Raw genomic sequence first — 25,944 nt, 5'->3', positions numbered from 1 at the left:
TGAGTGGCGAAGCCGGGAACAGCGTGCCGCCCGGCCCTCCGGAGAGGCCGACCGCGGGTCGTGGCCACGGTGATCGCGGCTCCTGCGGTCGGTGTTCGCTCCCCCGCGACGCTCCGGAGGGCCGGGCTGCCCCATCAGAGTCGGCCCGCACTCCGTCGAACTCGACTCGTTTCGGGCTCGTCCGAAACGAGGGCCGACGCGAGACTGACGCGGGTGACCTTGCGAATCCACTTCACCGCCGAGGACCTCGCCCGCACCTGTCTGGCCTCAGGCGCGCGTCCTCTCCTGGAACTTGAGATCGGCATCCGGTTGTTGCAGGAACGCAGTCACCCCGTACGGTTCGACGCCTGGCGCAGGCGCGCCGCCACGCACCTGCACCCGCTTCTTGAACCGCTGTTCTGCCTCGTCCCCGCGCTCGGAGCCAGCGCGGCGTTCCTGGACCTGAGCGGCCCGGGAGTCCCCCACGACCTCGTGGAGCGGTTGCGTTCGACCCCGGAGCACCAGGTGACCCGGGACCTCGACCAGTGGGCGGGCGCGCAGAGGAGCGTCCCGAAGTCGGCGCGCGCGCTGCGTCAGGACCCCTCGCTGATCCGCCACGTCGCCGACGCCGTGGAATACGCGCACGAGCACTTCGTCGCCCCCTACTGGCCCCGGATCGAGCAACTGGCCGCCGCCGACCGGACCTGGCGGCTCAAGCGACTGGCCGAGCACGGCGTCGGCCGCCTCCTCCAGGACGTCAACCCCCGTTGCATCACCTGGCGGCCGCCCGTCCTGCACGTCACCACCGCCTCCGGCATCGACCACGACCTGCACCTGGAGGGCCGCGGGCTCCTCCTCGTCCCCTCGGTGTTCGGCGCCCACTACCCCGCCTTCGACCACCCCGAGGACGGCCGCCCCTGGATCACCTTCCCCGTCCGCGACAGCACCGACGCGACCCACGCCCCCGCCGCCTTCACCGCCGACGCCCTGACCGGCGCGCCCGCGGCCCTGCGGGCCCTGCTCGGGCGCACCCGCGCCACGGTGCTGTACGTGATAGCCGACCACCCCGGGTGCTCCACCACCCACATCGCGGCCCGCGCACGCGTCTCCCCGGCGAGCGCCAGCGAGCACACCACCGTTCTGCGCAACGCGGGTCTCACCTCCCTCACCCGGGCGGGCAAACAGGCGCTCCACTCGCTCAGTCCGGCCGGTCAGGCCCTGCTGAACTCCGTCAAGTCCCCCTGAGGACGCGCTTCCACGCGTGCCCCGGCCCCTTCTCCCTCCCTACTTCGGCGACGGGACTTGGGAGTTGTGCGGGCTGAACAGCGGCCGCCCCTGATCAGGACCGCCCGGTCGGCCCAGGAGGTGCAGGATGCGGGTGCGCAGCGGATCGGCGTCGGGCAGGCCCAGTTCACGGGTGATCTCCAGGGCCCGCGTCCACGCCTCGTGGGCGGCGTCGGCGTGGGTGGTGGCGCGGTGGGTCTCGCCGAGGCAGGCCAGTCCGGAGGCCTCGCTGTGGCGGTCGCCGGTCTGGTGGAACAGGGTGAGGGCCTGCCGGTAGTGGCCGACCGCCTGGTCGTACTGGCCGAGCTTGCGGCGGATGTAGCCGAGGCTGTCCCAGATGTGGGCCTGTCCGTTGAGGTCGCCGACCCGCTGGGCCAGGGCGAGGGCGCGGCGGCAGTGGTCCAGCGCCTGTTGGTGGGCGCCGAACTGGGCGAGTATCCAGCCGATGTGGTTGAGGGCGGCGGACTGTCCGGCCGGGTCGCCGACGGCCCGGTAGTGCTCCAGGCTGTGGTGGGCGTGTTCCAGGGCCTGCCGGCGGAGGCCCTGGGACTCGGACATCCGGGCCATGTGCTGGTGGGTGCGGGCCTGTCCGGTGCGGTTGCCGAGCCCGCTGAACAGGTCCAGGGCGAGCAGGTAGTGGGCGCGGGCCTCGTCGGGACGGTCCAGGCGGTCGTGGGCGAGGCCGAGGCCGCGGTGGGCGTCGGCCTGTCCCGCCTCGTCGCCCTGGCCCCTGGCCGCTTCGAGGGCGGCGGTCTGGACGGCGGCGAGCGTCTGCCAGCCTCCCTGCCGGTCCAGGAACGTGGTGAGCGTCGAGGCGAGCCGCCAGGCGTGCGGCCCGAACCCGGCGCCGCGCGCCTGCTTCACGGCGGCGACCAGCACCCGGTGTTCGGCGGTGAACCAGGCGAGGGACTCCTGGTGGTCGGCGTGTTCCTGGGGTGCGGCGCCCGGCCGGGCGGGCGGCAGCGCGATCGGATGGGGCTGTGGCGTGAGCAGGGCGTCGGCGGTGCGGGCGGTGTGCAGGTAGTGGTCGAGCATCCGGTGGGTGGCCTCGCGCCGGTCACGGTCGCGGGCGCGGGCCAGTTCGACGGCGTAGGCGCGCAGCAGGTCGTGGAAGGCGTACCTGCCGGGGACGTGTTCGGTGAGCAGGTGGGCCCGGGTCAGCTCGGCGAGCAGGGTGCGGGCGTGCGGCTCCGTGACGTGGGCGACGGCCGCCGCGGCGGGCGCGGCCACGTCGGGTCCGGGGTGCAGGCCGAGCAGGCGGAACATCCGGGCGGCATCGGGGCTGAGCGTGCGGTACGACCAGGAGAACACCGCGCGCACCTGTGAGGCGGGGTCGCCGCCGTCCAGGGCGTCGAGGCGGCTGCCGTCCCTGCGCAGTTCCTCGGCGAGCAGGGCGAGCGGGAAACTGGGCTGGGCGGCGGCGCGGGCGGCCACCACCGCGAGGGCCAGCGGCAGGCCCGCGCACCGGGCGACGATCTCCTCCACCGCGGCGGGTTCGGCCGCGACCCGGCGGGCGCCGAGGCGGCTGGTGAGCAGGTCCCTGGCCTGGCCGGGGGTGAGCAGGTCGACGGCGAGGAGCTGGGCGCCCTCGGCCACGGCGAGGCTGGTGAGCCTGTTGCGGCTGGTGACGAGGGTGAGGCAGCCGGGGGCGCCGGGCAGCAGGGGGCGCACCTGGTCGGCGTCGCGGGCGTTGTCGAGGAGGATCAGGACGCGGCGGCCCGCCATCAGGCTGCGGAAGAGTCCGGTCTGCGCTTCGAGTCCGGCCGGTACGTGGCCCGGCGGCACCCCGAGTGCGCTGACGAACCCGCGTACGGCCTCCTCCGGGCTGACCGCCGCTGCCTCCGGGTCGAAGCCGCGCAGGTTGACGTAGAGCTGCCCGTCGGGGAAGGCGCCGCGGACCCGGTGGGCCCAGTGGACGGCGAGCGCGGTCTTGCCGACTCCGGCGGTTCCTTCCACCGCCGAGATGACCACCGAGGTCGGGGCCGGGACCCGGCTGCCCCCGCTCAGCAGCCGGTCGAGGCGGGCGATCTCGGTGTCGCGTCCGGTGAACGCCGCAACGGAGAGCGGAAGTTGGGCGGGCGGCGTGTGCGGTCTCACGGCGCCCGGGAGCCCGGCGGGGGGTACGGCGTCCAGGGGCCCGGCGGGGGGTACGGCGTCCAGGGGGCCGGCGGGGGCCGCGGCACCCGAGCGCCCGTCAGGGGTTACGGCGGCCGGAGGCCCGGCAGAGGCGACGCCGCTCCGGGGCCCCGTGGAGGGGGCGCCGCCCCGGGGTCCGCCCTGGGGCCCGACGAGGGGTCCGACGGAGGGCGCGACGGGGGGCGCGGCGCCCGGGTGTCGGGCCGGGACGTCCTGGCGGAGGATGGCGGCCTGGATCTCGCGGAGGGCCGGAGCCGGTTCGATGCCCAGCTCCCCGCGCAGCCGTCGCCGCATGCGCTGGTAGTGGTCCAGCGCGTCGGCCGGTCGTCCGCAGCGGTGCAGGGCGGTCATCACCTGCCCGGCGAGCCGTTCGTCCAGCGGGTGGGCGGTGGCCCTGGCCACCAGCTGGGGCAACAGCGCCGCATGCTGCCCGATCCTCAACTTGATCTCGTCCAGGTCGAGTTCCGCGGCGAACCGCTCCTGTCCCAGGGTGTCGCGCAGCGCGTTGACCCATGGGGTGTCGATGGTGGCGAAGGCCTCCGCGCGCCACAGCCGCAGCGCCTGTTCGTACAGGGCGACGGCGCGCAGGTCGCCCTCGGCCGCGCGGGCCCGGACGAGCAGCGCGCGGAAGAGGTGCAGGTCCACGGTGGCCGTGTCGGCCGCGGTGAGGACGTAGCCGGTGCTGCCGCGGCTGATGCCCGCCTCGCTGGTACAGGCCAGGGCCTGGCGGAGCCGCGAGACGTATCCGTGCAGGGTGGCGCGGGCCTGCCGGGGCGGCCGCTCCCCCCACACCCGCTCGGTCAACCGGTCCATGTTCACCGGTTGGTTGACGTCGACGAGGAGCGCGGCGAGGACGCCTCTCTGCCGGGCGTGGCCCAGCTTGGCGGGCCTTCCGTCGATGCGCGCCTCGATGCTGCCCAGCAGCCCGAATTCCACTGTCATCCTGACCGCTCTCCCCCCGGAGCCTGCGGACGCCACCCTCCCGTCGTACAAGCTCCTCACGGCCGATTCAAGGGTTCTCCAAGGTTTCCCCTCGTCGTCCCGGACACAGTGATGCGCGGCACGAGCCGGAAGGCGTACGCCGGGTCACCACCGGTCCGAACGCCGTCCGGCCGGGCTCGTCGCCGCACGGGGTGTGCGGTGGCCGCGCCGAGGGCGGGGGGATCCGTTGCGCAAGCCGAAAACGGGCACGGCAGCCATGCGGGAGCGCGACTTCCGCCTGTACTGGCTGGCGGGCGCGACGGACCGGCTCGGCTCGCACTCGGCCGAACTCATTCTGGTGCTGCTGGTGTTGACGGTCGGCGGGGGTCCCGCGGCCGCGGGTCTGCTCGGTACGGTCTCGGTCGCGGTGGAGACCCTGCTCGGCCCGGTCGCGGGAGTGGTCGCCGACCGCAGGTCGCGGCGGCGGATCATGCTGGTGTCGGCCGCCGTTTCGTTCGTCACGTTCGCCGCGCTCACCGCGGCCGTGGTCGTCGACGCGGTGACGCTGCCCCTCCTGTTCGTCGTGACCCTCGTGGAGAGCGCGGCGGCGACGACGTACGCCGCCGCCGCGCGCGGGGCGATCCGCGCGATCCTGCCGCCCGACGATCCGAGCGGGGCCATCGCGGCACTGCAGGCCAGGGACCAGGGTGCGGCCCTGCTCGGCCCGCTCGTCGGCGGAGTGCTCTACCAGCTCGGCCGGTGGGTGCCGTTCGCCGCCAACGCGGTGTCCTACATAGGGGCGGCCCTGTGCGTGCGCGCGATCAGGACCGAGCTGTCACCGCCCTCGCCACCCGGCCCCGTCGAGTCGTTCCGCGAGGCGGCCGTGGAGGGACTGCGCTTCCTGTGGCGCCAGCCGTTCCTGCGGTTCGCCCTGGTCTGGGGAGCCGGGGTGAACGCGGTGTTCACCGCCGTCTACTACTTCGTGCTCATCGAGGCCGGCATCGCCGGGGCCTCGGCCTCGTCCATCGGCCTGATGCTGAGCCTGGCCAGCGGGTGCGGTCTGTGCGGCGCGCTGGTGACGCCGTGGATACTGCGCCGGGTGTCACCCGGCACGCTGATCGCGGTCTGTTCCTGGGCGATGGTGGCGCTGGTCGCCCCGCTGGGCATGGTGGGGTCGCTGTGGGCGTACGGGGCCCTGTTCGGGACGGCCCTGTTCATCGGCCCGGTGCTCAGCGTGCTGTTCCAGACCCGGGCCGTCACGATCATTCCGCCCGAACTCCAAGGCCGCGCCGGGTCCGTGATGACCGGCGCGGTCAATGCGCTGCAGCTCGCCGCGCCGGCGACCGCGGGCCTGTTGACGGGCCTCCTCGAACCGGCGGCGGTCGGCTGGGTGCTCGCCGGTTGCCTCTCCGCTCTGGCTCTGTACACCCACACCGGCCGCCGCCATCTGAACCGGGCGGGACCGGCCGCCGAACTGTCCGCCGAACCCACGCCGACCGCCCCGAGCCGAGGAGACTGAGGTGGAGATGCAGTTGCGCGTCGCCCCTGCCCTGCTGCCCACGATCGCCGAACTCGCCCCGGACCGGGGCTGCTTCGCGGGCGAGGCGGACGACCGCTGCGAGGTGTTCGCCTGGGACCTGGCGCAGGGCACGGCCCGGCAGGTCACCGACCGCCCCGGGCTCGGCACCGACACCGCGGACGTGGACCCGCACGGCCGGACCATTTGGTGGTTCGACGACGGCCCGACGGGCGTCGGCCGGTGGTTGCTCCAGCCGTGGGAGGGCGGCGCGGACACGCCCGCGCTGCCCGGGGTCCCGCCCGGTGCGCACGGCGGGCTCGCCATGGCCGCCGACGGCACCGCAGCCGTGGGCCTGCTCGGCCCGGAAGGCCTCTCGCTCCACCTGCGGTCGCCCGAGGGGCAGGTGCGCACGCTCCTGACCGGTGCGGGGCACGGCGAGCTGGTCGACCTGTCCGCCGACGGCAGCCTGCTCGCGGTCTGCGGTGAGCCGACGGACCGGGCCGCGGTACGGGTGCTCGACCGCTCCGGCCGTCCCGTCGCCACGCTCTCTGGCACCCGGCATCCGCTGTGGGCGCTGGGGTTCGGCCCGGACACGGGGCCGTCCCGGCTGCTCCTGGTGGCGGAGCGGGCCGACGGCTACCAGTTGGGCACCTGGTCGCCGGTGGGCGGGATGCGCCTCGCCGGATGGTGCCGGTTCGACACCGAGGTGTCGGCGAGCTGGTGCCCCGACGGGCGGGTCCTGGTGCGCCAGGACCGGCACGGCCGCTCCACGCTGAGCGCCGTGGACCTGCTGCGGCGGTCGCGGATCCCGCTGGCGACGCCGCCGGGCACGGTGCTCGACGCACGGATGCAGCCGGTCGTCGGCGAGGCCCGGGTGCGCAACGAACAGGGCGCCGACCTCCACTACATCTGGACGGAGACCTCGACGCCTCCGGTGCTCCGCACGTCCTCGGGGCGCATGCCGCCGGGAGAGCAGGCGGTCGCGGCGGGCCCTCCGGTGGAGGTCACCGACCGGTGGACGCCCGGACCCGGCGGTCCGATCCACACGCTGTTCTCCGTCCCGGCCCACCGGCCCCGGCCGTGGCCCACCGTCTTCCTGGTGCACGGCGGCCCCTTCGAGCAGGACCGTGACGCGTACGACCCGACCGTCACCCTGCTGACCGCCGCCGGGTACGCGGTCGCCCGGGTCAACTACCGCGGCTCCACCGGCTACGGGCCCGCCTGGCGCAACGCCTTCGACGACGGGGTGGGCCTGACGCAGGTCGCCGACCTGGCGGCGGTCCGCGCCGACCTGGTGGGGGCGGGGCTCGCGGACCCGGAACGCACCGGGCTGGCCGGCTGGTCGTGGGGCGGCTACCTCACCCTGCTCGCCCTCGGCACCCAGCCCGACCTGTGGCGGGCGGGGGCGGCGGTCCACCCGGTCGCCGACAGCGCCGCCGCGTTCCGCGCGGGCACCTCGGCGCTGCGGTCCCTGGACACCCGGCTGTTCGGCGGGACGCCCGACCAGGTGCCGGACCGGTACGCCGAGTCGTCGCCCGTGACGTACGCCGCCCGCGTGCGCGCACCGGTCCTGCTCGTCGCCGGAGGCAACGACGTGAAGTGCCCGCCGGAGCAGATCGTCGCCTACGCGGACGCGCTCCGCGCGCACGGCACCGAGCCCGAGCTGCTCGAACTGGACACCGGGCACGACAGCCGGGCCGTCCAGTCGCAGGCGACCGCCCTGATCAGGGTGGTGACCTTCCTCGGCACCGCCCTCGGCGGCCGGGTGGCGGCCGAAGCCCTGTGACCGTCCACCGACTCCGCCGACCCGCGCGCGAAGCGGGTCAGGCGGCCGACCGCTCCAGCAGGGGAAGGGGGTGAACAGCATGCGGAAGACCATCGTCCACAACGACCCGCTCGACCTGAAGAATCAGGCTCGGGCCAACCGGCCGATCATCGTCATCATCGTCAGCGCCTGACAGCCAAGTGGACGCCGGGACGGTCACCTGTCGACCGTCCCGGCCGTTCCACCCGCCGCAGAACCCGAACGGCGAACGCCCCGTACGCCGCGAAAGGCCGGGAATCCACGTGAACATCGTCATCGTCAACATGCCCTGGGCCCTCATCGACGTGCCGTCCCTCGCGACCGGCATCCTGCGCCGCACGGCCGCGAACGCCGTTCCCGACGCACAGGTCACCGTCGTGCACGGCAATCTCGAATACGTCGACTGGCTCACCGAACGCCGCGAGTTCGGCCTCGCCCAGTTCAACCTGCTCGCCCTGGACAGCTACTTCAGCGGTCTCGGCGACTGGGTGTTCTCCTCCGCGCTCTACGACGACCCCGAGTGGCGGGTCGCCGAGATGACCGAGGAGATCCCGCTGGAGGACGCGGACCGCGAACTGAGCATCGAACTGCACAGGGAGGCACCGGAGTTCATCGCCGAGCTGACCTCCCGCATCCTCGCCCTCGAACCCGACGTGGTCGGTTTCACCTCCACCTTCCAGCAGAACACCGCCGCGCTGGCCACCGCCCGCGCGATCAAGCGCGCGGCCCCCGGGACGCACACCGTCTTCGGCGGCGCCAACTGCGACGGCCCCCAGGGCACCGCACTGCACCGCAACTTCCCCTTCGTCGACTCCGTGGTGCGCGGCGAGGGCGAGCACTCCTTCCCCGCGCTGCTGCGCGAACTCGACAAGGAGAGCCCCGACCCGGCGGTCCTCGCCAAAATACCCGGGCTCTGCTGGCGCGGCGCCGACGGCATCGTCGTCAACGACATGAGCACCCGCCCGCTGCGGCCCGCCGAGATCGTCTCGCCGGACTACGACGGCTACTTCGCCCGCCTCGAAGCCTCCAAGGCGCGCGACTGGGTCGAGCCGAAGCTGGTCGTGGAGGGCTCGCGCGGCTGCTGGTGGGGCGAGAAGCACCACTGCACGTTCTGCGGCCTCAACGGCTCGTTCATGGAGTTCCGCAGCAAGAGCCCCGACGACTTCTACGCCGAGGTGATGCGGCAGGTCGAGCGGCACCAGGTGCTCGACATGTACGTCGTCGACAACATCCTCGACATGAAGTACTTGTCCACGGTGCTGCCGAGGCTGCGCGATTCCGGGTACGACATGCGGTTGCAGTACGAGATCAAGTCGAACCTCCGCCGCGAGCAGCTCGAAACCCTCTACCAGGCGGGCCTCGTCAACGTGCAGCCCGGCATCGAGAGCCTCAACAGCCAGGTCCTGAGGCTGATGGACAAGGGCGTCTCCGGCTGCCTGAACGTCCGGATGCTGCGCGACGCCGAGACGGTCGGCCTCTCGGTGTCCTGGAACTACCTCTACGGCTTCCCCGGCGAGCGGTCCGAGGACTACCGGCCGATCATCGAGCAGTTCCCCGCCCTGCACCACTTGGCACCGATGGAGGGCGTGGCCAGGATCGTCACCGAGCGGTTCAGCCCCAACTTCAACAACCCCGCGCTGGGCTTCCACCCGCTCAAGCCCGATGCGCAGTACCGGCGCAACTACGACCTGCCCGAGTCGGAGATGCTCGACTTCGGCTATCTGTTCACCGCGCCGCACCAGGGCATCGACGAGGAGACGAGCGACGCGCTCAAGGCCGGCGGCGAGCGCTGGCAGCAGGAGCACGTGCAGTGCCGGCTCAGCATGATCGACCTCGCCGACCGCATCGTGCTGATCAGCCGTCGCAAGGACTTCGACTGGACCACGCTGACCCTGCGCGACCCGTTCGAGGTCACCGCGTTCCGGCTGCTCGACCAGCCGCACACCGTGCCGGGCCTGGTGCGCAGGCTGGGCGGCGACGCCACGGAGGCCAAGGTGGACGCGCTCCTGGCGGAGTGGCTGCGGCTCGGAGTCGTCTTCACCGACGACGGGCAGTGGGTGCACATCGCCCCCTTCGCCAACAACCAGGAGCTGCTGCGCTTCGAGCGCATCTTCGACACCCGGCGCAAGGGCACGTCCGACGGGGAGGACCCGTCCGAGGCTGAGGCCCCCTCGGGCGAGTCGGACGAGGCGGTCCCGGACGGGGCCGGCACCGCGGCACCGACAGCCGTCTGACCAGGACGCCCGCAACCGACCCGAGGAGCACCGTTCATGCCCACGACCGGCACCACTCCGTTCTCCCTGACCACCTGGCGCGACCACGACGAGGAGGTGCTGCAACTGCCGACGCTGGACGCCCCCTCCCTGGTCACGGCGGATCCCACGGGCTCGGGGCCGGGCCCGGCGGACCTCGCGGCCGAGCTCTACCGGAGCGGGGCCAGGCGGGTCGCGCTCGACCGGCCTGCCGACATGTCCGGCGGCACAGGCGCCCGCTCCATCGTCTCCACCATGCTGCTCGTCGCCGAGCTGACGAGCTGGGGCACGGTGGTCGACTGGGAGATCTCGCTCGGCGCTGACCCGGAGATCTGGCGCTCGCTCAACCACCTGTATCCGCCGAGCGCCGTCCTGGGCGCCCCGGACTCGGACGACATCCGGCAACAGTGGAAGGAGACCTTCTACCTCTGCAAGTGCGTCTACCGCAAGGGTCCCGGATTCATCCAGGTGCGCGACCGGCGCACCAACGGCTCGCTGCTCCGCTTCACCCTCCACGACCCCGCCTACCTCCGGGCCGTGGAGCAGCTGTCGGCGGGCTGCCCGGCCGACGCGGTGCCGTCCCAGGTGCTCGACGACCTGGTCGGCGAGAGCCTCGCCGGCCGGGCGGGCGACCTCGCCTGGTGGCTGCCGTACCGGGTGCGCCGCTGGCCGTGGCCCTCGTTCGCGGTGTAGCGCCGCGGGCGGGCCGCACGTACGCCCGCCGACCCGCCCGTACCGGCGCCGTCCTGACGAGTGCCGGTCAGCGGGGCCCCGGAGCCCGTGTCCGAACGGACGCGGGCTCTCAGCCCGTGAAGCCCAGCCCGGTCAGTGACTTCTCGATCCGCGCCCGGTGGTTCTCCTCCCAGGCGTCCAGCGTCTCCCCGGCCTCCTTCGCGAGCTTCGCCCGCGCCGCCCCGAGCACCTCGGCCGCGCGGGCGACCGGCGTGACGACCACGCCCTCCTCGTCCGCCACCACCACGTCGCCCGGGTTGACCAGCACCCCGCCCACCCGTACCGCGGTACCCAGTTCGCCCAGCTTCTCCTTCGTGCCGGGGATCGGGATCACACCGCGGGAGAACACCGGGAAGCCCGCCTCGCGGACCTCGCCCAGGTCGCGGATCACGCCGTCCACCACGAACCCCGCGACGCCCCTCCGCCGCGCCACCGCGCACACGTTGCCGCCGGCCAGCGCATGGTCCAGGTCGCCCGATTCGACGACGACGACCGACCCGGGCTCCGCCCGGTAGATCGCCGCGTGCAGCATCAGGTTGTCTCCCGGCACGCACTTCACCGTGTACGCGGGGCCCGCGATCCGCGGCGAGTCCCACAGCGGGCGGATTCCCGTGTCCATCACCTGGCCGCGGCCCAGCAGGTCCGCGAGCGTCGTCGGGGGAACGTCCTCGAACGCCCTGATGTCGGTCATCTCGATGTCGGTCATCGTCTGTCCTTCTCCGAACGGTGTGTCGGTGGAGCCGTGAAATCGCCGGTCCCAGGTCTACGCCAAGTCGTCCGCGCAGGCCAGGGCCGGAGGCGGCGGCGCTCCGCCCGGCGCTCTCGTTAGCCTGGTGCGATGAGCGAGACGAGCGAGACGAAGAAGCCCGAGGTCCGTGTCCCCGAAGGGGCCGCTCCCGCCGAGCTGACCCTACGGGACCTGGTCGTCGGGGACGGGCCCGAGGTGAAGCCGGGCATGGTGGTCAGGGTCCACTACGTCGGGGTGACCTTCGCGTCTGGGAAGGAGTTCGACTCGTCCTGGGAGAGCGGTGAGCCGTTCAAGTTCGCGCTGGGCGGCGGCAAGGTCATCAAGGGCTGGGACCGGGGGGTGCGGGGCATGAGGGTCGGCGGTCGGCGCGAGATCGTCGTTCCCCCGCGTCTCGGCTACGGCGACCAGTCGCCCTCGTCGCTGATCCCGGCGGGCTCGACCCTGGTCTTCGTGGTGGACCTGCTGGACTCGTACGCGAGCACGACGGGGTGGCACAGCGCCCGGTGACCCCGGCGGGCCCGGCCACCCGGATCCACCGGTGCGACCTGGCCCCGCACACGCCCCCCCCCACACCGCGTCATCGCCTCTCCGGGGCCACCGGATACAGTGCGCGACGGCAGCCTGGCCGAGTTCGAGGGGGCAGCGTGACCGGCACCAGTGACACCCGATCCGCCGACGGCGCGGCGCACGGGCCCCGGCCCGGCCGACTGCACCGCCTGATGCGCTTCCTCCCCCTGGTCGCCCCCGTCCTGCTGTGGACCGTGCCCTGCTGGCTGCTGCTGCACGCAGGCCAGCACTGGCCGCTCCCGATCGCGCTGTCCGGCACCGCCCTGTTCGCGCTCGGCCTGATCGGCATGCCGCTCGCGATGGTGCGCGGCCACGGGCGGCGGCAGCAGGACCGGGCGGCGATCGTCGGGGACACCCTGCTGGGCGCCGTCTGGGTGCTGTTCACCTGGTCCGTGCTGCTCGGCGCCCTGTTGCGGCCCGCCTTGGCCGTGACCGGCGTCGGCGACGGCCAGGACCGGGCCAGGGGTGTCACCTGGGCGGTCATCGGCACGTCCGCCGCACTGCTCGCCTGGGGGTACGCCGAGGCCCGTCGGGTTCCCCGGGTGCGCCGCCTCGACGTGCTCCTCCCCCGTCTGGGGGCCGGGTTGGACGGCACACGCGTCGTACTCGTCACCGACACCCACTACGGCCCGCTCGACCGCGCCCGCTGGTCGGCGCGGGTCTGCGACACGGTGAACACGCTGCGGGCCGACCTGGTCTGCCACACCGGGGACATCGCGGACGGCACGGCCGAACGCAGGCGTGCCCAGGCGGCTCCGCTCGGCACCGTGCGGGCCACCAGGGCCCGGGTCTACGTCACCGGCAACCACGAGTACTACAGCGAGGCCCAGGGCTGGGTCGACCTGATGGACGAGCTGGGCTGGGAGCCGCTGCGCAACCGCCACCTGCTGCTCGAACGCGGCGGCGACACCCTCGTGGTCGCCGGTGTGGACGACGTCACCGCCGAGTCCTCGGGCCTCGCCGGCCACCGCGCCCACCTCGCCGGGGCCCTGCGCGGCGCCGACCCCGACCATCCCGTGCTGCTCCTGGCCCACCAGCCCGCGTTCGTCGACCGGGCGGCGGCGGGCGGCGTCGACCTCCAGCTCTCCGGCCACACCCACGGCGGCCAGATCTGGCCCTTCCACTACTTGGTCCGCCTCGACCAGCCCGCCGTCGCCGGCCTCAGCCGCCACGGCGCCCGCACGCTCCTCTACACCAGCCGGGGCACCGGCTTCTGGGGTCCGCCGTTCCGCGTCTTCGCCCCCAGCGAGATCACCCTGCTCGTACTCCGCTCCCCGCGAAGGACCCCTTCGCCGTAGCGGTCCCGCCCGCCGCGCTCCTTGCGCGCGCGTTACATCTTGCGGGCGCGTTGCGGAATCCCGTGCCACCCGTGTCGGCGCGTATCGGCGTCTTGTCCTTCCCGTGAAGAGGTGATCGGCAAATCCGGCACGGGCGGCCGAACCCCCTTTTGTCGTACGTGACATGCGCGCGCCCAACTGAGAGTGTCCCTGGCCATCAAGGCCTTCCCTCCTTGAACGGCTGGGCGGCGATCCCGCCCAACTTCCCACGACACTCTGGAGATTCCCCATGTCCTCGTTCTCCCTCTCCGCCGGCAGAGCACGTCGTCTCGCCCTCACGTCCGGCGCGGCCGTCCTCACCGGCGCCCTGCTCGCCGCGGGTACCGCCGCCGCGTCCGCGGGCACCGCTCCCGAGCAGCGCGACGGCACCTCCGTCGCGGCCACCGCCCAGGCGCTCGGCCTCGGCAGCGAGGAGGCGCTGGTCGTCAAGGACGTCATCAAGGACGCCGACGGCACGGTCCACACACGCTACGAGCGCACCTATGCGGGCCTTCCCGTCCTCGGCGGCGACCTCGTCGTCCACCGCGCCGCCGACGGCACGGTCAAGGACGTCACCAAGGCCGTCGAGGCCGCCATCGAGGTCGCCTCGCTCACCCCGAAGCTGACCCCGGCCGCCGCCGCGACCGCCGCGGTCAAGGCCGCCAAGGCCGCGAAGGCCGTGAAGTCCACGGGGGCCGCCACCGGCGCGACCCCCCGCAAGGTCGTCTGGGCCGCCGACGGCAAGCCGGTCCTCGCCTACGAGAGCGTCGTCACCGGCACCCAGCGGGACGGCGTCACCCCGAGCCGGCTGCGCGTCGTCACCGACGCCAACACCGGCAAGAAGCTGCACGAGGCCCAGCTGATCAGCGACATAGCCGGCGGCATCGCCCCCAAGGGCGGCTCGGGGACGGCCGCGCCAGCCGGCTCCCGGGCCGCCGTCGCCGGCACCGGCGTCAGCCAGTACAGCGGCACGGTCGGCCTGGACACCACCAAGTCCTCGTCGGGCTTCACCCTCGTCGACGGCGTGCGCGGCGGTTCCACCGTCACCGACCTCAAGCACAGGACGAGCGGCAGGGGAACCGTCTTCACCGACGCGGACAACAAGTGGGGCAACGGCAGCCCCACCGACAACCAGACGGCCGCCGTGGACGCCGCCTACGGCGCCGCCAAGACCTGGGACTTCTACAAGAACGTCCTGCGCCGCAACGGCATCAAGAACGACGGCAGGGCCCCGGTGTCCCGGGTCCACTACGGCAACGCGTACGTCAACGCCTTCTGGGACGACAGCGCGTTCACGATCACCTACGGCGACGGCGCGGGCAACAAGAAGCCGCTCACGCAACTCGACGTGGCCGGACACGAGTTCAGCCACGGCGTCACCTCCGCCACCGCGAACCTCCGGTACTCCGACGAGTCCGGCGGCCTGAACGAGGCCACCTCGGACATCTTCGGCACCGCGGTGGAGTGGAACGCCAACAACCCGCAGGACAAGGGCGACTACCTGCTCGGCGAGAAGATCGACATCTTCGGCAACGGCAAGCCGCTGCGCTACCAGGACAAGCCCAGCAAGGACGGCCGCGGTTCGGCCGACTACTGGAACGCCGGGGTCGGCGACCTCGACGTGCACTACTCGTCCGGTGTCGCCAACCACTTCTTCTACCTGCTGTCCGAGGGCAGCGGCGCGAAGGACATCAACGGCGTGCACTACGACAGCCCGACCGTGGACGGCTCCACCGTCACCGGCATCGGCCGCGACAAGGCCGTACAGATCTGGTACAAGGCGCTGACCACCTACTTCACGTCCACCACCGACTACCACGGCGCCCGCCAGGGCACCTTGAAGGCGGCCACGGACCTCTACGGCGCGAACAGCGCCGAGGTCAAGGCCGTGAACGCCGCCTGGGCCGGGGTGAACGTCAAGGCCTGACCCCTGCACCGCGCCGCGCCGCCCCGGCTCCGGGCCGGTGCGGCGCGGCCGTGCCGCCCCGGCCCACGATCCGCACGAGCTACCCCCTCCAGGTGAATTGCCCGCCATGGAAACGATTCGCCCGTGAAGTCCTTGCTAGCAATGGTCCGTCCTATTGATCAGTAGGAGGGATCCCCATGCGTTTCAAGAGCAGCAGTGCGACCGTCGGCCTGGCGGCCCTGGCAGTGCTGACGATGGTCGGCGCGCCGGCGGGCCAGGCCCGTGAACACGGCGAGGTCCAGGACCCGGTCTTCTGGCTGGAGAACATCGAAACGGGCAGGTGCCTCGACGACAGCCACGGCGGCGGGCTCCGCACGCTGGAGTGCAACCAGCTCCGCTTCCAGAAGTGGCGCATGCTGCCGTCCGAGCACGGCGAGGTGCTGCAGAACGAGGCCACGGGGCGCTGCCTGGACGACAGCGACGCCTTCAAGCTGCGCGCGTACGAGTGCAACGGCGGGACGACCTTCCAGTCCTGGAGGACCCGGGACTGGGAGAGCGGCACGGAATTCCTCAACGCGGCCACGGGCCTGTGCCTGGACGACAGCACGGGCGGCGGAGTCCGCACCTTCCGCTGCGGCGGCGGCAGCACGCACCAGCAGTGGCGGATCTTCTCGGACCAGTGACGCGGGTCGGCACGGCGGGTCGTGCCCCCGTCGGCAACGGCCTGTCCGGCCCGCCTTGCCCGCGGGCCGGACAGGCCCCCGGGAGCACGGGAGCCGACCGGGTCAGAACTGCCGGGTGAGCGACCCCCGGTCCCAGTAGCAACCGCACCGCACGATACGCAGGCCGCCGTCGAACTCGGCCACCGTGACGCCCACGAGCGTGAAGGACTTCCCGACGGCGTCCGGCGGCAGCACCTCGGGCATCTCCTTGCGGATGGTGCCGTGCATCTCCCACCGCAGCGCGGCGCGGCGCTGCGAACCGAACGCGTCCAGCGTGGGGAAGGTGAAGTCGACGTAGTCGAACCACGGCTGGTACACCCGGGCGACCTCGTCGGGGGTGTGCGCGACGACGCCCAGCGAGGGCTCCTCGTAGTAGATCTCGTCGGCGAAGTGCCGTACGACTCCCTCCGTGTCCGATGCGACCATGGCGCGGTACTGATCGAGCAGGATCGCTGCTCCCGGGTGTCCCTCGGTCATGGTGAACCTTCTCCTCTCGGGTCCCGCCGACGCGGCGCGAAGGCGAACAGCAGGCGGTGACAGACCCCGGCGGTCGCCGGGCGGGCGGGCTTCGGGATCACGAGCCGCTCGTCTTGACCGACCGTGTCGGCCGTACGGTCCCGGCAGCGGGGCGCGGACGGAGCGCCTTGGCCACCACCGACGGCGCGGCCAGCGCGGCGGGCGAACGCCGCATGTGCTGCACCCCGGCGAAGACCCGGTACAGCTCGGGGTCGGTGGGAACGCGGTCGACCAGCCGGGTGCTGTACCAGTGCGCGGCGCGCGCCGCCCAGGGCGCCCGGGGCAGGGACCAGGCCATGTCCGAGCTGGTCGACATCAGCCAGGGGACGCGGATGATGCGCGCGCAGCGCTTGTGGAAGGTGCGGCAGTCCTCGTGCCGGTCCAGGGACTCTCCCAGCGCCTGGGCCTCCATGGCCGCCACGGTGAGGCCCTGTGCGTAGATGGGGTTGAACGTGCACAGCGCGTCGCCCAGCACCGCCAGCCCGTCCGGCCAGGACCGCACCTGGTGCACCAGGCGCCACCGGTTGCCCCGGTCGATGAACCGGTGCGCGTGCACGTGCGGCGGAGCGGTGGCGAGGAAGTCGGCCAGACAAGGGTCGGGCAGGCTCCGGGCGAAGCGCAGGAAGCCGTCGTCGTCCAGCGGGGGCCGATGGGCGCCGTACCCGAACAGAGCCAGGACGCTGCGCCCCTTCTCCACGGCGAGGACACCGCCGCCGCGCTGTTGCAGCGGTGCGTAGAGAAGTACGGCCAGGCAGGCGTCCAGGTCGGGCGGTGCGGTGGGGTAGGTCCGTGTGGTGTAGGTGACTTCGGCCGCGACCGTACGTTCGGGCACGGGCCCGTAGCCGGCACTCTCCAGCCAGGTGCCGACGACGTTGCCCCGGCCGGTGGCGGCCACCACCAGATCCGCCTCGATGACCTCGTCGCCCGTCCGCACCCCGCGGACCCGGCCGGCGCGCACCACGACGCGGTCCACCGGGGTGGCGCAGCGCAGCGTGAGGTTCGGGTGGTCCAGGACGCGGCGCCGGATCTGCTGTTCCAGGTAGGGGCGCGTCATGGACTGGATCTGAATGCCCGTGGGCACGCGCGGAGTCCACCCCGACGGCAACAGGAACCGGGCGTCGCTCCCGAAGTCCCGGGTGGCCACCCCGTCGCCGGTCACGGCCTGCCGCAACCCGGGCAGGAGGTTCTCCAGGGTGTGTGCGCCGTGCTCGAGGAGGTAGTGCGGGTGGTGCCCCTGGGGGACTCCCCTGCGGGGCTGGTCGGAGTCGGTGATGTCGTCCCGGTCGACCAGCACGACCTGGCGGAACCGCGTGGCCAGGACCTGCGCGGCCAGGAGGCCGCCGTAACCGGCTCCCACGACCAGGGCGCGGTCGCGGCCGGTCATGCCGGTTTCCGGTAGCGGTCGCTGGTGACGTGCCAGTAGCGGTTGACCGCGAGCCAGTTGAGGATGTCGGAGAGGTACCGCCCCAGCACCGGGCCGTGCGCGGCGGTGAGCCTGTCCTTCTCGTCCTGGAAGAAGTCGATCAGCTCGTTGTGGAGGTCGATGGTCCTGTCCACCGCCACCTCCAGCGCGATGCCCTCCTCGGCCGCGAGGATCAGGGGGAGGCTGTACGCGGTGCTCTTCTGCTCCTGATCGCGCCAGAGCGAGTACACGTCGTTCATGAGGTTGCTGGACAGCGCGGCGGCGCGCAGGGCCCGCTGCACCTCGGGGAGGTAGTACAGCCGTGGATCGAGTTCGTATCCGGCGGCCACGTCGGGCAGGATCATCGAGCAGAAGAACGAGTTGAGTTGACGCTCCATCAGGTACTCCCAGGCGGGAGGCGTCCGGGCGCCGAGCCGCCAGCCGGATTCGCCGCCGAAGCCGATGAACAGCGTGGCCAGGGCGTGCCTGAGCCGACCGGCCTGGGTGGGGGAGGCTATCTCGTGGAGGCTCGCCATCGCCCCTCGCCACGCGCGGCACAACAGGCTGCCCCCGGTGCGGACGTCCCAGTCCTTGGCGTACTCCGCCAGCCGGACCGTCGGCTCGATGGTGAACGTGCCCATCATGAGCTGCGGGTACAGCTGCGCGGGGGTGACGCCGTGCGCGTTGTCCTCACAGGTGTCGTCGGTGATGTACTCGGCGACGAAGCACTTGGCCAGCACCGCCAGGTGCGTGTCGCTGACCGCGCGCGGATTGGCCAGGCACATCATGTTCCCGAACCCGCTGAGGTTGATCTCACCGAGGTAGTCGGCGATGCCGATCTCGTGCGCCCATGCTTCCAACGAGCTCTCCACGCGCTCGGCGCGCGCCGGATTCTCGTTCGTCGGTGGTGGCGGCGTGTGGAGCCGGTCGAAGGCGTCCATGCAGAACCCTCCCGGGCTGGTGGGTCCGATGCCCCGGCAGCCGGGCGTCGCGACCCTGGATCCGTACACGATCAGTGCGTGCCGGGCAGCTGCCCACCCATTGGTCTACACGCCTGTCGCCGACGGCTGGAACGGCGTGCGGGCGGGGCCGGGTGGCGCATCGTGTGCCCAGCGCTCCCCGCGCCGCGCGAAGCGCCGCACCAGCGCGTTCCGCGGCCGGGCGCCGCTCAGTGAAGCACCTGTGCCCGGTGGGGCGTCCAGTGCCGCGCGGCCGCTCCGGTCCCCCGTCGTCCCGCGTTCCCCCGAGGCCACCTCCGCGACGGCGCTCCACCCGCAAACTCCCCGCCAAGTCCGGCGTGGGGAGGCCGACGGGACCAGATCCTCGCCGACCCGCGGGCCGCCGTCGGCATCCGGTGCGAGGCGGTCCGCCGCATCATGAGCGCGTCACCGGCCGCCGTCCGCATCGGCGGCGACTGGCGAGTGAGCGACAGCCGACCCCCGTGGCCAGGGGGTCGGCGCCGCTGGTGCCTAGTGCGCCGCCGGTTCCTAGTGCGCCGCCACCAGTTCCTCAAGGGTTCCGACGACCTCCGCCGGGGTCGGCTGGGCCAGTATCTCCTCCCGCAGGCGCAGGGCCGCCGTGCGGAGTCCGCCGTCGCGGTCGAGGAGCTTGGCCGCCTCCGTCCTGATGGTGTCGGCGCCCGTCCGCCCCGCCCGCAGGGCGATGCCCGCGCCGACCCGTTCCAGACGTTCGCTGACCAGGTGCTGGTCGGCGACCTGGGGGAGGGTCAGCTGCGGCAGGCCGTACAGGGCCGCGGTGAGCGTGGTGCCCGCGCCCGACTGGTGGACGACGGCGTCGCAGGTGGGCATGATCAGCTCCAGCGGCAGGCCCTCCACGATCCGGGTCCGCGGCGGGACCGCGGGGATGCGTTCGCGGTCCGCCCGCCTGACGGCGACGACGACGTCCACGTCGAGGCCGGACAGCGCGTCCAGGATCCCGGGCACCAGGAACGAATCGGCGCCCAGGAGGGCGGTGGCGGCCGAGCCCCAGGTGACGCAGATCCTCGGGCTGTCCGACGGCTCCGACAACCACGCGGGGGCCACTGCGGATCCGTTGTACGAGGTGTAGCGCATCGCGATCCGGTTGGGCACGCCCGGGAGCTGGAGGCTCTCGGGGCAGTGGTCGACGGTGCGCACGGCGACGTCGGCGGCGGGCTCCGCCCCGAACTTCTCGTAGAGCGAAACGAGTTGGCCGGGCCAGGCGGCTCGCGGATCGTCCTGTTCGCCGACCCCCGAGCCGGGCAGGAAGATGTTCCTGGACATGTCGGGCCCCCACAGGTGGCGGACGACGGGGGCGCCCGCGACCGCTGCCGCGAGCGGGGCGGCGTACACCAGGGGATCGGCGATCACCAGGTCAGGCCGCCATGCGCGGGCGAAGGCGACCAGGTCGTCGGCCGCGTCCTCGGCCGCCTTGATGTGCGGCACCATTCTCAGTTCCAGGAGGTTGGGGCGTTCCACCGTCCCGGACCCGGCGGACCGCTCGGCCTCGGCGGCCGCACGGTCCGCCCGCTGCTTCGCCCTCACCAGGTCGGTGATGCCCGCCATGACGTCGTAGCGGCCGCCCACCGCCACGGCGACGGTCCCCGTGCGGGTCACCGCGTCGGCGACGGAGGGCGGCACGGCCACCCGTACGTCGTGCCCCGCCGCCCTGAACGCCCATACCAGGCCCACCATTTGGTAGTAGTGGGTGGCCCAGGCCATCGGTGTGAACAGCACTCTCACTCGGTCCTCCTCCGTCGGGCGCCGCCTGCTCACACCGCGGTCGCGGGCTCCGCCGTCGCGGTGCCGTCGGGCGCGGCGAGCAGCACGGCCAGGTGCTCGCTGATCGCGGACACGGTGGGCTGGTGCCACAGGAGCGTCGCCGGCAGCTTGTGCCCGAACCGCTTCTCCAGGCGCCGCCGGATGACGATCGTCATCACCGAGTCGAGCCCCTGCTCGACGAGCGACTTGCGGTGGTCCAACTGGCTGAGGGCCAGCTTCATCTCACCGGCGATCTGCGCGCCCACCTCTTCCAGCAGGCGTGTCCGCAGCTCCTCGGGGGGCAGGCCGGCGAAGGACTCGGTGCCCTGTCCGGCCGCGGGCGCCGACTTCTCGGCCCGGTGCACCTCGCTCAGGAACGGCAGGTCCAGATCCGGCTCGTCGGGCAGCAGGCCCAGGACCGGATAGTGCCCGGGGCCGCGCCGCTCCGCGAAGTCCCAGGCGGCGAACGCCTCCTGGACGGAGATGTCGCACACGCCGCGGGCCCGCAGCTCGCTGTCGACGACCTCGTTCACCGCCATGCCCTGGCCGCGCCAGGAGGTCCAGCCGAAGCTGGTCGTGCCGCCGGAAACGATCCTGCCGCCGGACGCGGTCGTACCACCGGACGCGGTCGTGCCGCCGGACGCGGTCGTGCCGCCGGACGCGGCCCGTGCGCCGTTGCGGTGGGCGGCGAGCGCGTCGAGGAACGTGTTGGCGGAGCCGTACGCGGCCTGCCCCGGCAGGCCGAGGAGCTGGCCGCAGGAGGAGAACAGTACGAAGAAGTCGACCGCTTCGGGCGGGAAGAGCGTGTGCAGCGCCCAGGCGCCGTCGACCTTGGGCCGCAGCACTGTGCGCAGCGAACCCTCGTCGACGGTGGTGGCCATGCGGTTGTCGAGTACGCCCGCGAGGTGGACCACGCCCCGGACGGGCGGCAGCCCGAGTGCGTCCGGATCGAGCAGTGCGGCGGCCCGCTCGACGTCGGTGACGTCGAGGGCCACCACCCGGACGGTCACGCCCTGTTCCTCAAGGGCGCGCACGGCCTCGATCCGCTGCTTGGTCTCCTGGTCGGCGGGACCGTCCCAGGTGGAGCGGGGCGGCAGCCCGCGTCGGCCCGTGAGGACGAGCCTGCGGGCGCCGCGCTCGGCGAGCCACTGGGCGACCTCCAGGCCGAGGACGCCCAGGCCGCCGGTGATGAGGTAGGTGCCGTCCGCCCGGCACTCCAGCGGCTCGCCCTCGGGCTCGCGTTCGCAGACGGAGAGCCTGGCGACCGTCGCGGCCCCGTCGCGGACCGCGACCACGTCCTCGCCCGCCGCCGCGTGCAGCACTTTCAGGAGGGTGGCGGCGTCGGCGCCCGGGTCGCCAGGAGCCACGTCGATCACGCCGCCCCACAGTTCGCTGTGCTCACCCGCGATCACCCGGCCCAGTCCCCACAGCGTGGAGTGCGCGAGGTGGGTCTCCCGAAGGCTCTCGCGCACTCCGGTGGTCACACACCAGAGCCGCGGGAAGCGGAGCGTGTCGAGTGCGGCGATCCGTTGCGCCGTGGCGAGGAACTGCCACGCGGCCCGTGCGGCGGTCTCCGCGACCGGGGTGTCCGTCTCGGACGGCGGCACCACGACGACGTCGGTGTTCTCGTCGAGCCCGGCGAGACCGTCCAGCAGGTCCGGCTCCGGCACCGTGCGGACCTCGGCCCCGGCCGCGGAGAGAGCGGCGTGCAGGGCACGCACGCCCGGCGCGTCCGTCCCGACCAGGACGATCCGGCGGCCCGTGGCGGCCTGCTCGGGGGCGGTCGGCTCGAAGGGGCGCCACACCACCTCGTACACGAGGTCCTGGGGGTGGGCCGCGGCCATCGCGCCCTGGTCCATGCCGCTGTACCGCAGTCCGCTCACGTGGGCGGCGGTGCGTCCGTCGGCGTCCCGCACGAGCACGTCCACGGTGTCCTCGCGGTCCGGATCGGCCGCCACCTCGACGGTGACCGGGCCGGTCGGCGGCGCGCCGACCGTGGCCAGTTCCTCGAAGGAGGCCACCATGCGCAGGGCGGCGGGGCCCGGGACCGCGGTGGGCGCGATGGACAGGGCGGCGTCGAGCAGCGGCGCCCAGGTCGGCTCCGCCCGCTGGGGCTGCTCCACGACGACGCAGGCCGTCAACCGGCCTTCGCCGCGCGCGAGTTCCTTGATGGTCCAGTCGAATCCCATGGTGGGCACGCCCACCGAGGCCAGGTGGCGCTGCACGTCGTCCGGGTCGGCCTCGGCCGGTGCGGGCCCCTCGGTCCCGCGCCGGGGCGGTTCGGGTTCGGCGCCGTTCGGCGGGGCCGCGGTGGCGGTGGTGTGGGTGAGCCACAGCGCGCCGTCCTCCTGGGACCTGGAGGCGAGCCGCAGCGCGGTGTCCTCCTTGACCACCTGCAGTTCCCTGCGCTCACCGACGATCAGCGGCAGCCGCAGCGCCATGTCGCGCAGCACGGGCCTGGTTCCGTCGGCGGTCCGGGCGGCGTCGAGGAAGGTGTTGATCAGGACGGCGGCCGGGACGATCTCCGTGCCGTTGATGGTGTGGCTTCCCGGGTACGGGCGGGTGTCGTCGTCCAGGAGGGTGCGCCACAGCTCGATCGGGCGTCCCGCCACGGGGACCTTCGGGCCGAGCAGGGCGTGCGAGTCGAGGTCGTGCTGGAGCCCCTGCCCCGTGCCCGCCGAGGTGGTTTCCCGCCAGTGCGGCTGCCGGTGCCAGGCCACGGTGGGCAGCGGGACGAGGCCGCCGGTCGGCTGGAGGCGCGTCCAGTCGACGGGGATGCCGTGGCAGTGCGCCGCTCCGACGGCCGCGAGCAGGGTGGCCCGCTCCGGCTGGTTGCGGCGCAGGGAGGAGCCGGTGAAGGCGTCCTCCCGGCCGAGCTCGGACAGCGTCTCGCCGATGGAGTGGGTGACCACGGGGTGCGCGGAGATCTCCAGGAACGCGCGGTGACCGTCCTCGACGGCCGCCGTGACGGCCGCCCGCAGCCGGACCGGGCTGCGCAGGTTGGCCGCCCAGTAGGCGCCGTCGAGCGGCAGCCGCGACCGGGGGTCGTCCCGCGACGTGGAGTACATCGGCACGCTCGGCTCACGGAACGTCAGATCGGCTGTGGCAGCGGCGAGTTCGTCGAGCAGGGGGTCCATGTGCGGGCTGTGGAAGGCCACGTCGGAGGCGACGCGGCGCACCTGGATCTCCTCGGCCTGCCACTCGGCCGTCAGCGCGTCGATCGCGGCCGGGTCACCGGCGACGACCGCGGAGTACGGGGAAGCGGCGATGGCGGGCACCACGTCGGTGCGTCCCGCGAGGCGTTCGGCGGCCTCCTCGAAGGACAGGCTCGCCATCGCCATGGCGCCGCGGCCCGCCACCCGCCGCAACAGCAGCGACCGGCGGCAGATCAGACGTGCGCCGTCCGTCGGGGACAGGCCGCCCGCGGCCACCGCCGCGGCGATCTCGCCGACGGAGTGGCCGATCACCGCGGCCGGGGTGGCGCCGTTCGCGCGCCAGACGGCGGCGAGTGCGACCTGCACGGCGAAGATCATGGTCTGGATGCGGTCGACCGTGTCGAAGTCGCCGTCCAGGAGGGCCTGTCGGGGGGAGAATCCGATCTCGTCCTGGAAGACCGGCTCGATCTCGTCGATGACGGCGGCGAACGCGGGCTCGGAAGCCAGGAGTTCACGGCCCATGCCGGACCACTGGGAGCCGTGGCCGGAGAACACCCAGACCGCGCCCGTGCCCGGATCGGACGGTGCCGTCCCGGCGACGGCTTCGCGGGACTGCTCGCCGACCGCGAGGAGGCGCAGTTTGGCGACGAGGTCGTCGTGGTCCGTCGCCACCACCGCGGCGCGGTGGGCCAGCGGCGACCTGCGCAGCGCCAGGGTGTGGCCGACCGATTCGATGGGCAGCTCGGCGCCCTCGGCCGCCAGGCGGTCGGCGAGGCGTCCCGCGTACGCCTTGAGACCGGCCCGGGTACCGCCCGAGATCGGGAACAGCCGTTCGGCCCGGACGGGTCGTGCGTCCTCGTCGCGCTCTTCGGCGCCGGACGGCGGGCCGCCGGGGCGGGTCGGTTCCGGGGCGCGCTCCATGACGACGTGGGCGATGGTGCCGCCGTAGCCGAAGCCGGAGACGCCCGCCCGTACCGGCCGCTGGTCGCGTGCGGGCCAGGGGGTGCGTTCGGTGACGACGCGCAGCCCCGACGCGTCCCAGTCGATGGCGGGGTTGCCCTCGGAGTAGTTGAGGCTGGGCGGGATCTCGTCGTTGCTGAGGGCCAGGGTCACCTTGATGAGGCCGGCGATGCCGGCGGCGGCTTCCAGGTGGCCGATGTTCGACTTCACGGAGCCGATGAGGCAGGGCTCCCCCTCGGGTCGGCCCCGCCCGAACACGGCGCTGAGCGCTCCGGCCTCCAGCGGGTCGCCGAGCCGGGTGCCGGTGCCGTGGGCCTCCACGTAGTCGATGGACGCGGGGTCCACGCCCGCCCGTCGGCAGGCCAGGTCGAGCACGTGCTCCTGGGCCGTGCCGCTGGGCGCCATGATGCCGTTGGTGCGGCCGTCCTGGTTGACCGAGCTGCCCCGGATGACGGCCAGCACGGGGTCGCCGTCGCGCTGCGCGTCGGAGAGCCGCTTGAGGACCAGCAGGCCGCAGCCCTCGCCGCGGCCGTAGCCGTCGGCGGAGGCGTCGAAGGACTTGGAGCGGCCGTCAGGGGCCGTCGCGCCCGCCGCGTCCAGGGTGAGCGTCAGGCCGGGCGAGATCATCAGGTTCACGCCCGCCGCGAGGCTCACGTCGCTCTCGCCTGCCCGCAGGCTCTGGCAGGCCAGGTGGACGGCGACCAGGGACGCCGAGCAGGCGGTGTCCACCGCGAGGCTCGGCCCCTGGAGGTCGAGCGCGTACGAGATGCGGTTGGCCGCCGCGCACATCGCGCTGCCGATGCCGGTCCAGGCCTCGATGCCCGGCAGGTCCTCCAGCAGGCGGCGCCCGTAGTCGTCCGAGCCGATCCCGACGAACACCCCGGCGTCGGTGCCCGCGAGGTCGCGCGGCGGGATGCCGGCGTGCTCCAGCGCCTCCCAGGCCACTTCGAGCAGCAGCCGCTGCTGCGGGTCCATCAGCTCCGCCTCGCGCGGGGAGAGGCCGAAGAACTCGGCGTCGAACCCCTCGATGTCGTCGAGGAACCCGCCCCACCGGGTGGCGCCGCGCAGGGCCGCGGCGTGGTCGGGGCCTGCCGTCTCGTACACGCGCCACCGCTCGTCGGGCACCTCGCTGATGCCGTCACGGCCGTCGAGCAGCAGGTCCCAGAAGGCCTCGGGGGTGTCGGCCCCGCCTGCGAAGCGGCAGGCCGTGCCGAGCACCGCGATGGGCTCTTCGGCGACCTCGGGACTGCCCACGGGGGCAGCGTCGTGACTGTGCACGGTCCAAGC

16 protein-coding genes are annotated in these 25,944 nt (G+C 73.3%); 9 read left to right on the top strand and 7 right to left on the bottom strand.

What is annotated here, in order from left to right; genetic code table 11:
* The first annotated feature begins 213 nt into the window (after positions 1–213).
* The gene (locus ACIBNE_RS38425; protein ID WP_399280225.1) at positions 214–1,224 is read left to right on the top strand and encodes an ArsR/SmtB family transcription factor; all 1,011 of its coding nucleotides are present in this window, start codon (positions 214–216) and stop codon (positions 1,222–1,224) included.
* A gap of 39 nt (positions 1,225–1,263) precedes the next feature.
* Here the strand turns inward: ACIBNE_RS38425 and ACIBNE_RS38420 are convergent, their stop codons facing one another.
* Complete coding sequence (locus tag ACIBNE_RS38420) at positions 1,264–4,341, bottom strand: AfsR/SARP family transcriptional regulator (RefSeq protein WP_399280223.1); 3,078 nt, start codon at positions 4,339–4,341, stop codon at positions 1,264–1,266.
* A 226-nt stretch (positions 4,342–4,567) separates the two neighbouring features.
* Between ACIBNE_RS38420 and ACIBNE_RS38415 the strand changes: the two genes are divergently transcribed.
* The 4 genes from ACIBNE_RS38415 to ACIBNE_RS38400 all read left to right on the top strand — a co-directional run bounded on the left by ACIBNE_RS38415 (position 4,568) and on the right by ACIBNE_RS38400 (position 10,588).
* A complete protein-coding gene (locus tag ACIBNE_RS38415) occupies positions 4,568–5,839 on the top strand; it encodes an MFS transporter (protein ID WP_399280221.1) in 1,272 nt (423 codons plus the stop codon).
* 7 nt (positions 5,840–5,846) lie between these two features.
* Positions 5,847–7,625, top strand: coding sequence for a S9 family peptidase (locus ACIBNE_RS38410; RefSeq protein ID WP_399280322.1), 1,779 nt, complete (start codon positions 5,847–5,849; stop codon positions 7,623–7,625).
* 281 nt (positions 7,626–7,906) lie between these two features.
* A complete protein-coding gene (locus ACIBNE_RS38405; RefSeq protein ID WP_399280218.1) occupies positions 7,907–9,877 on the top strand; it encodes a RiPP maturation radical SAM C-methyltransferase in 1,971 nt (656 codons plus the stop codon).
* Positions 9,878–9,913: 36 nt separating this feature from the next.
* Positions 9,914–10,588, top strand: a complete 675-nt coding sequence (locus ACIBNE_RS38400; RefSeq protein ID WP_399280216.1) for a DUF5825 family protein — start codon at positions 9,914–9,916, stop codon at positions 10,586–10,588.
* Positions 10,589–10,697: 109 nt separating this feature from the next.
* Here the strand turns inward: ACIBNE_RS38400 and ACIBNE_RS38395 are convergent, their stop codons facing one another.
* A complete protein-coding gene (locus ACIBNE_RS38395) occupies positions 10,698–11,318 on the bottom strand; it encodes an RraA family protein (RefSeq protein ID WP_399280320.1) in 621 nt (206 codons plus the stop codon).
* A gap of 147 nt (positions 11,319–11,465) precedes the next feature.
* Here ACIBNE_RS38395 and ACIBNE_RS38390 point away from each other — a divergent pair, with 147 nt between their 5' ends.
* The 4 genes from ACIBNE_RS38390 to ACIBNE_RS38375 all read left to right on the top strand — a co-directional run bounded on the left by ACIBNE_RS38390 (position 11,466) and on the right by ACIBNE_RS38375 (position 15,847).
* The gene (locus ACIBNE_RS38390; RefSeq protein WP_399280215.1) at positions 11,466–11,882 is read left to right on the top strand and encodes an FKBP-type peptidyl-prolyl cis-trans isomerase; all 417 of its coding nucleotides are present in this window, start codon (positions 11,466–11,468) and stop codon (positions 11,880–11,882) included.
* Between the two features lie 137 nt (positions 11,883–12,019).
* The gene (locus tag ACIBNE_RS38385; protein WP_399280214.1) at positions 12,020–13,240 is read left to right on the top strand and encodes a metallophosphoesterase; all 1,221 of its coding nucleotides are present in this window, start codon (positions 12,020–12,022) and stop codon (positions 13,238–13,240) included.
* Between the two features lie 268 nt (positions 13,241–13,508).
* On the top strand, positions 13,509–15,185 hold the full coding sequence (locus ACIBNE_RS38380; protein WP_399280212.1) for a M4 family metallopeptidase: 1,677 nt from the start codon (positions 13,509–13,511) through the stop codon (positions 15,183–15,185).
* Positions 15,186–15,361: 176 nt separating this feature from the next.
* Positions 15,362–15,847 carry an RICIN domain-containing protein gene (locus ACIBNE_RS38375; protein WP_399280210.1) on the top strand — a complete coding sequence of 162 codons (486 nt, stop codon included), beginning with the start codon at positions 15,362–15,364 and terminating at the stop codon, positions 15,845–15,847.
* Between the two features lie 102 nt (positions 15,848–15,949).
* Here ACIBNE_RS38375 and ACIBNE_RS38370 read toward each other — a convergent pair whose 3' ends face one another.
* From ACIBNE_RS38370 to ACIBNE_RS38350, 5 genes are all read right to left on the bottom strand, one after another.
* Positions 15,950–16,363 (bottom strand): nuclear transport factor 2 family protein, encoded by a 414-nt coding sequence (locus tag ACIBNE_RS38370; protein WP_399280208.1) that lies wholly within the window; start codon positions 16,361–16,363, stop codon positions 15,950–15,952.
* A 97-nt stretch (positions 16,364–16,460) separates the two neighbouring features.
* Entirely contained in the window at positions 16,461–17,786 is a 1,326-nt protein-coding gene (locus tag ACIBNE_RS38365) for an FAD-dependent oxidoreductase (protein ID WP_399280206.1), read from the bottom strand.
* Positions 17,783–18,745: a hypothetical protein gene (locus ACIBNE_RS38360; RefSeq protein ID WP_399280204.1), complete on the bottom strand. Its 963-nt coding sequence runs from the start codon at positions 18,743–18,745 to the stop codon at positions 17,783–17,785. The genes ACIBNE_RS38365 and ACIBNE_RS38360 overlap by 4 nt, the downstream gene beginning before the upstream one ends.
* Positions 18,746–19,291: 546 nt before the next feature.
* On the bottom strand, positions 19,292–20,518 hold the full coding sequence (locus ACIBNE_RS38355) for a nucleotide disphospho-sugar-binding domain-containing protein (RefSeq protein WP_399280202.1): 1,227 nt from the start codon (positions 20,516–20,518) through the stop codon (positions 19,292–19,294).
* A 35-nt stretch (positions 20,519–20,553) separates the two neighbouring features.
* Entirely contained in the window at positions 20,554–25,935 is a 5,382-nt protein-coding gene (locus ACIBNE_RS38350; RefSeq protein ID WP_399280200.1) for a type I polyketide synthase, read from the bottom strand.
* Positions 25,936–25,944: the final 9 nt, after the last annotated feature.

This window comes from Streptomyces sp. NPDC050504 (genome assembly GCF_044458065.1).
GTDB lineage: Bacteria > Actinomycetota > Actinomycetes > Streptomycetales > Streptomycetaceae > Streptomyces.
Note: the sequence above shows the minus strand (reverse complement) of the source record. Positions and strands in the feature narration are given on the sequence as shown.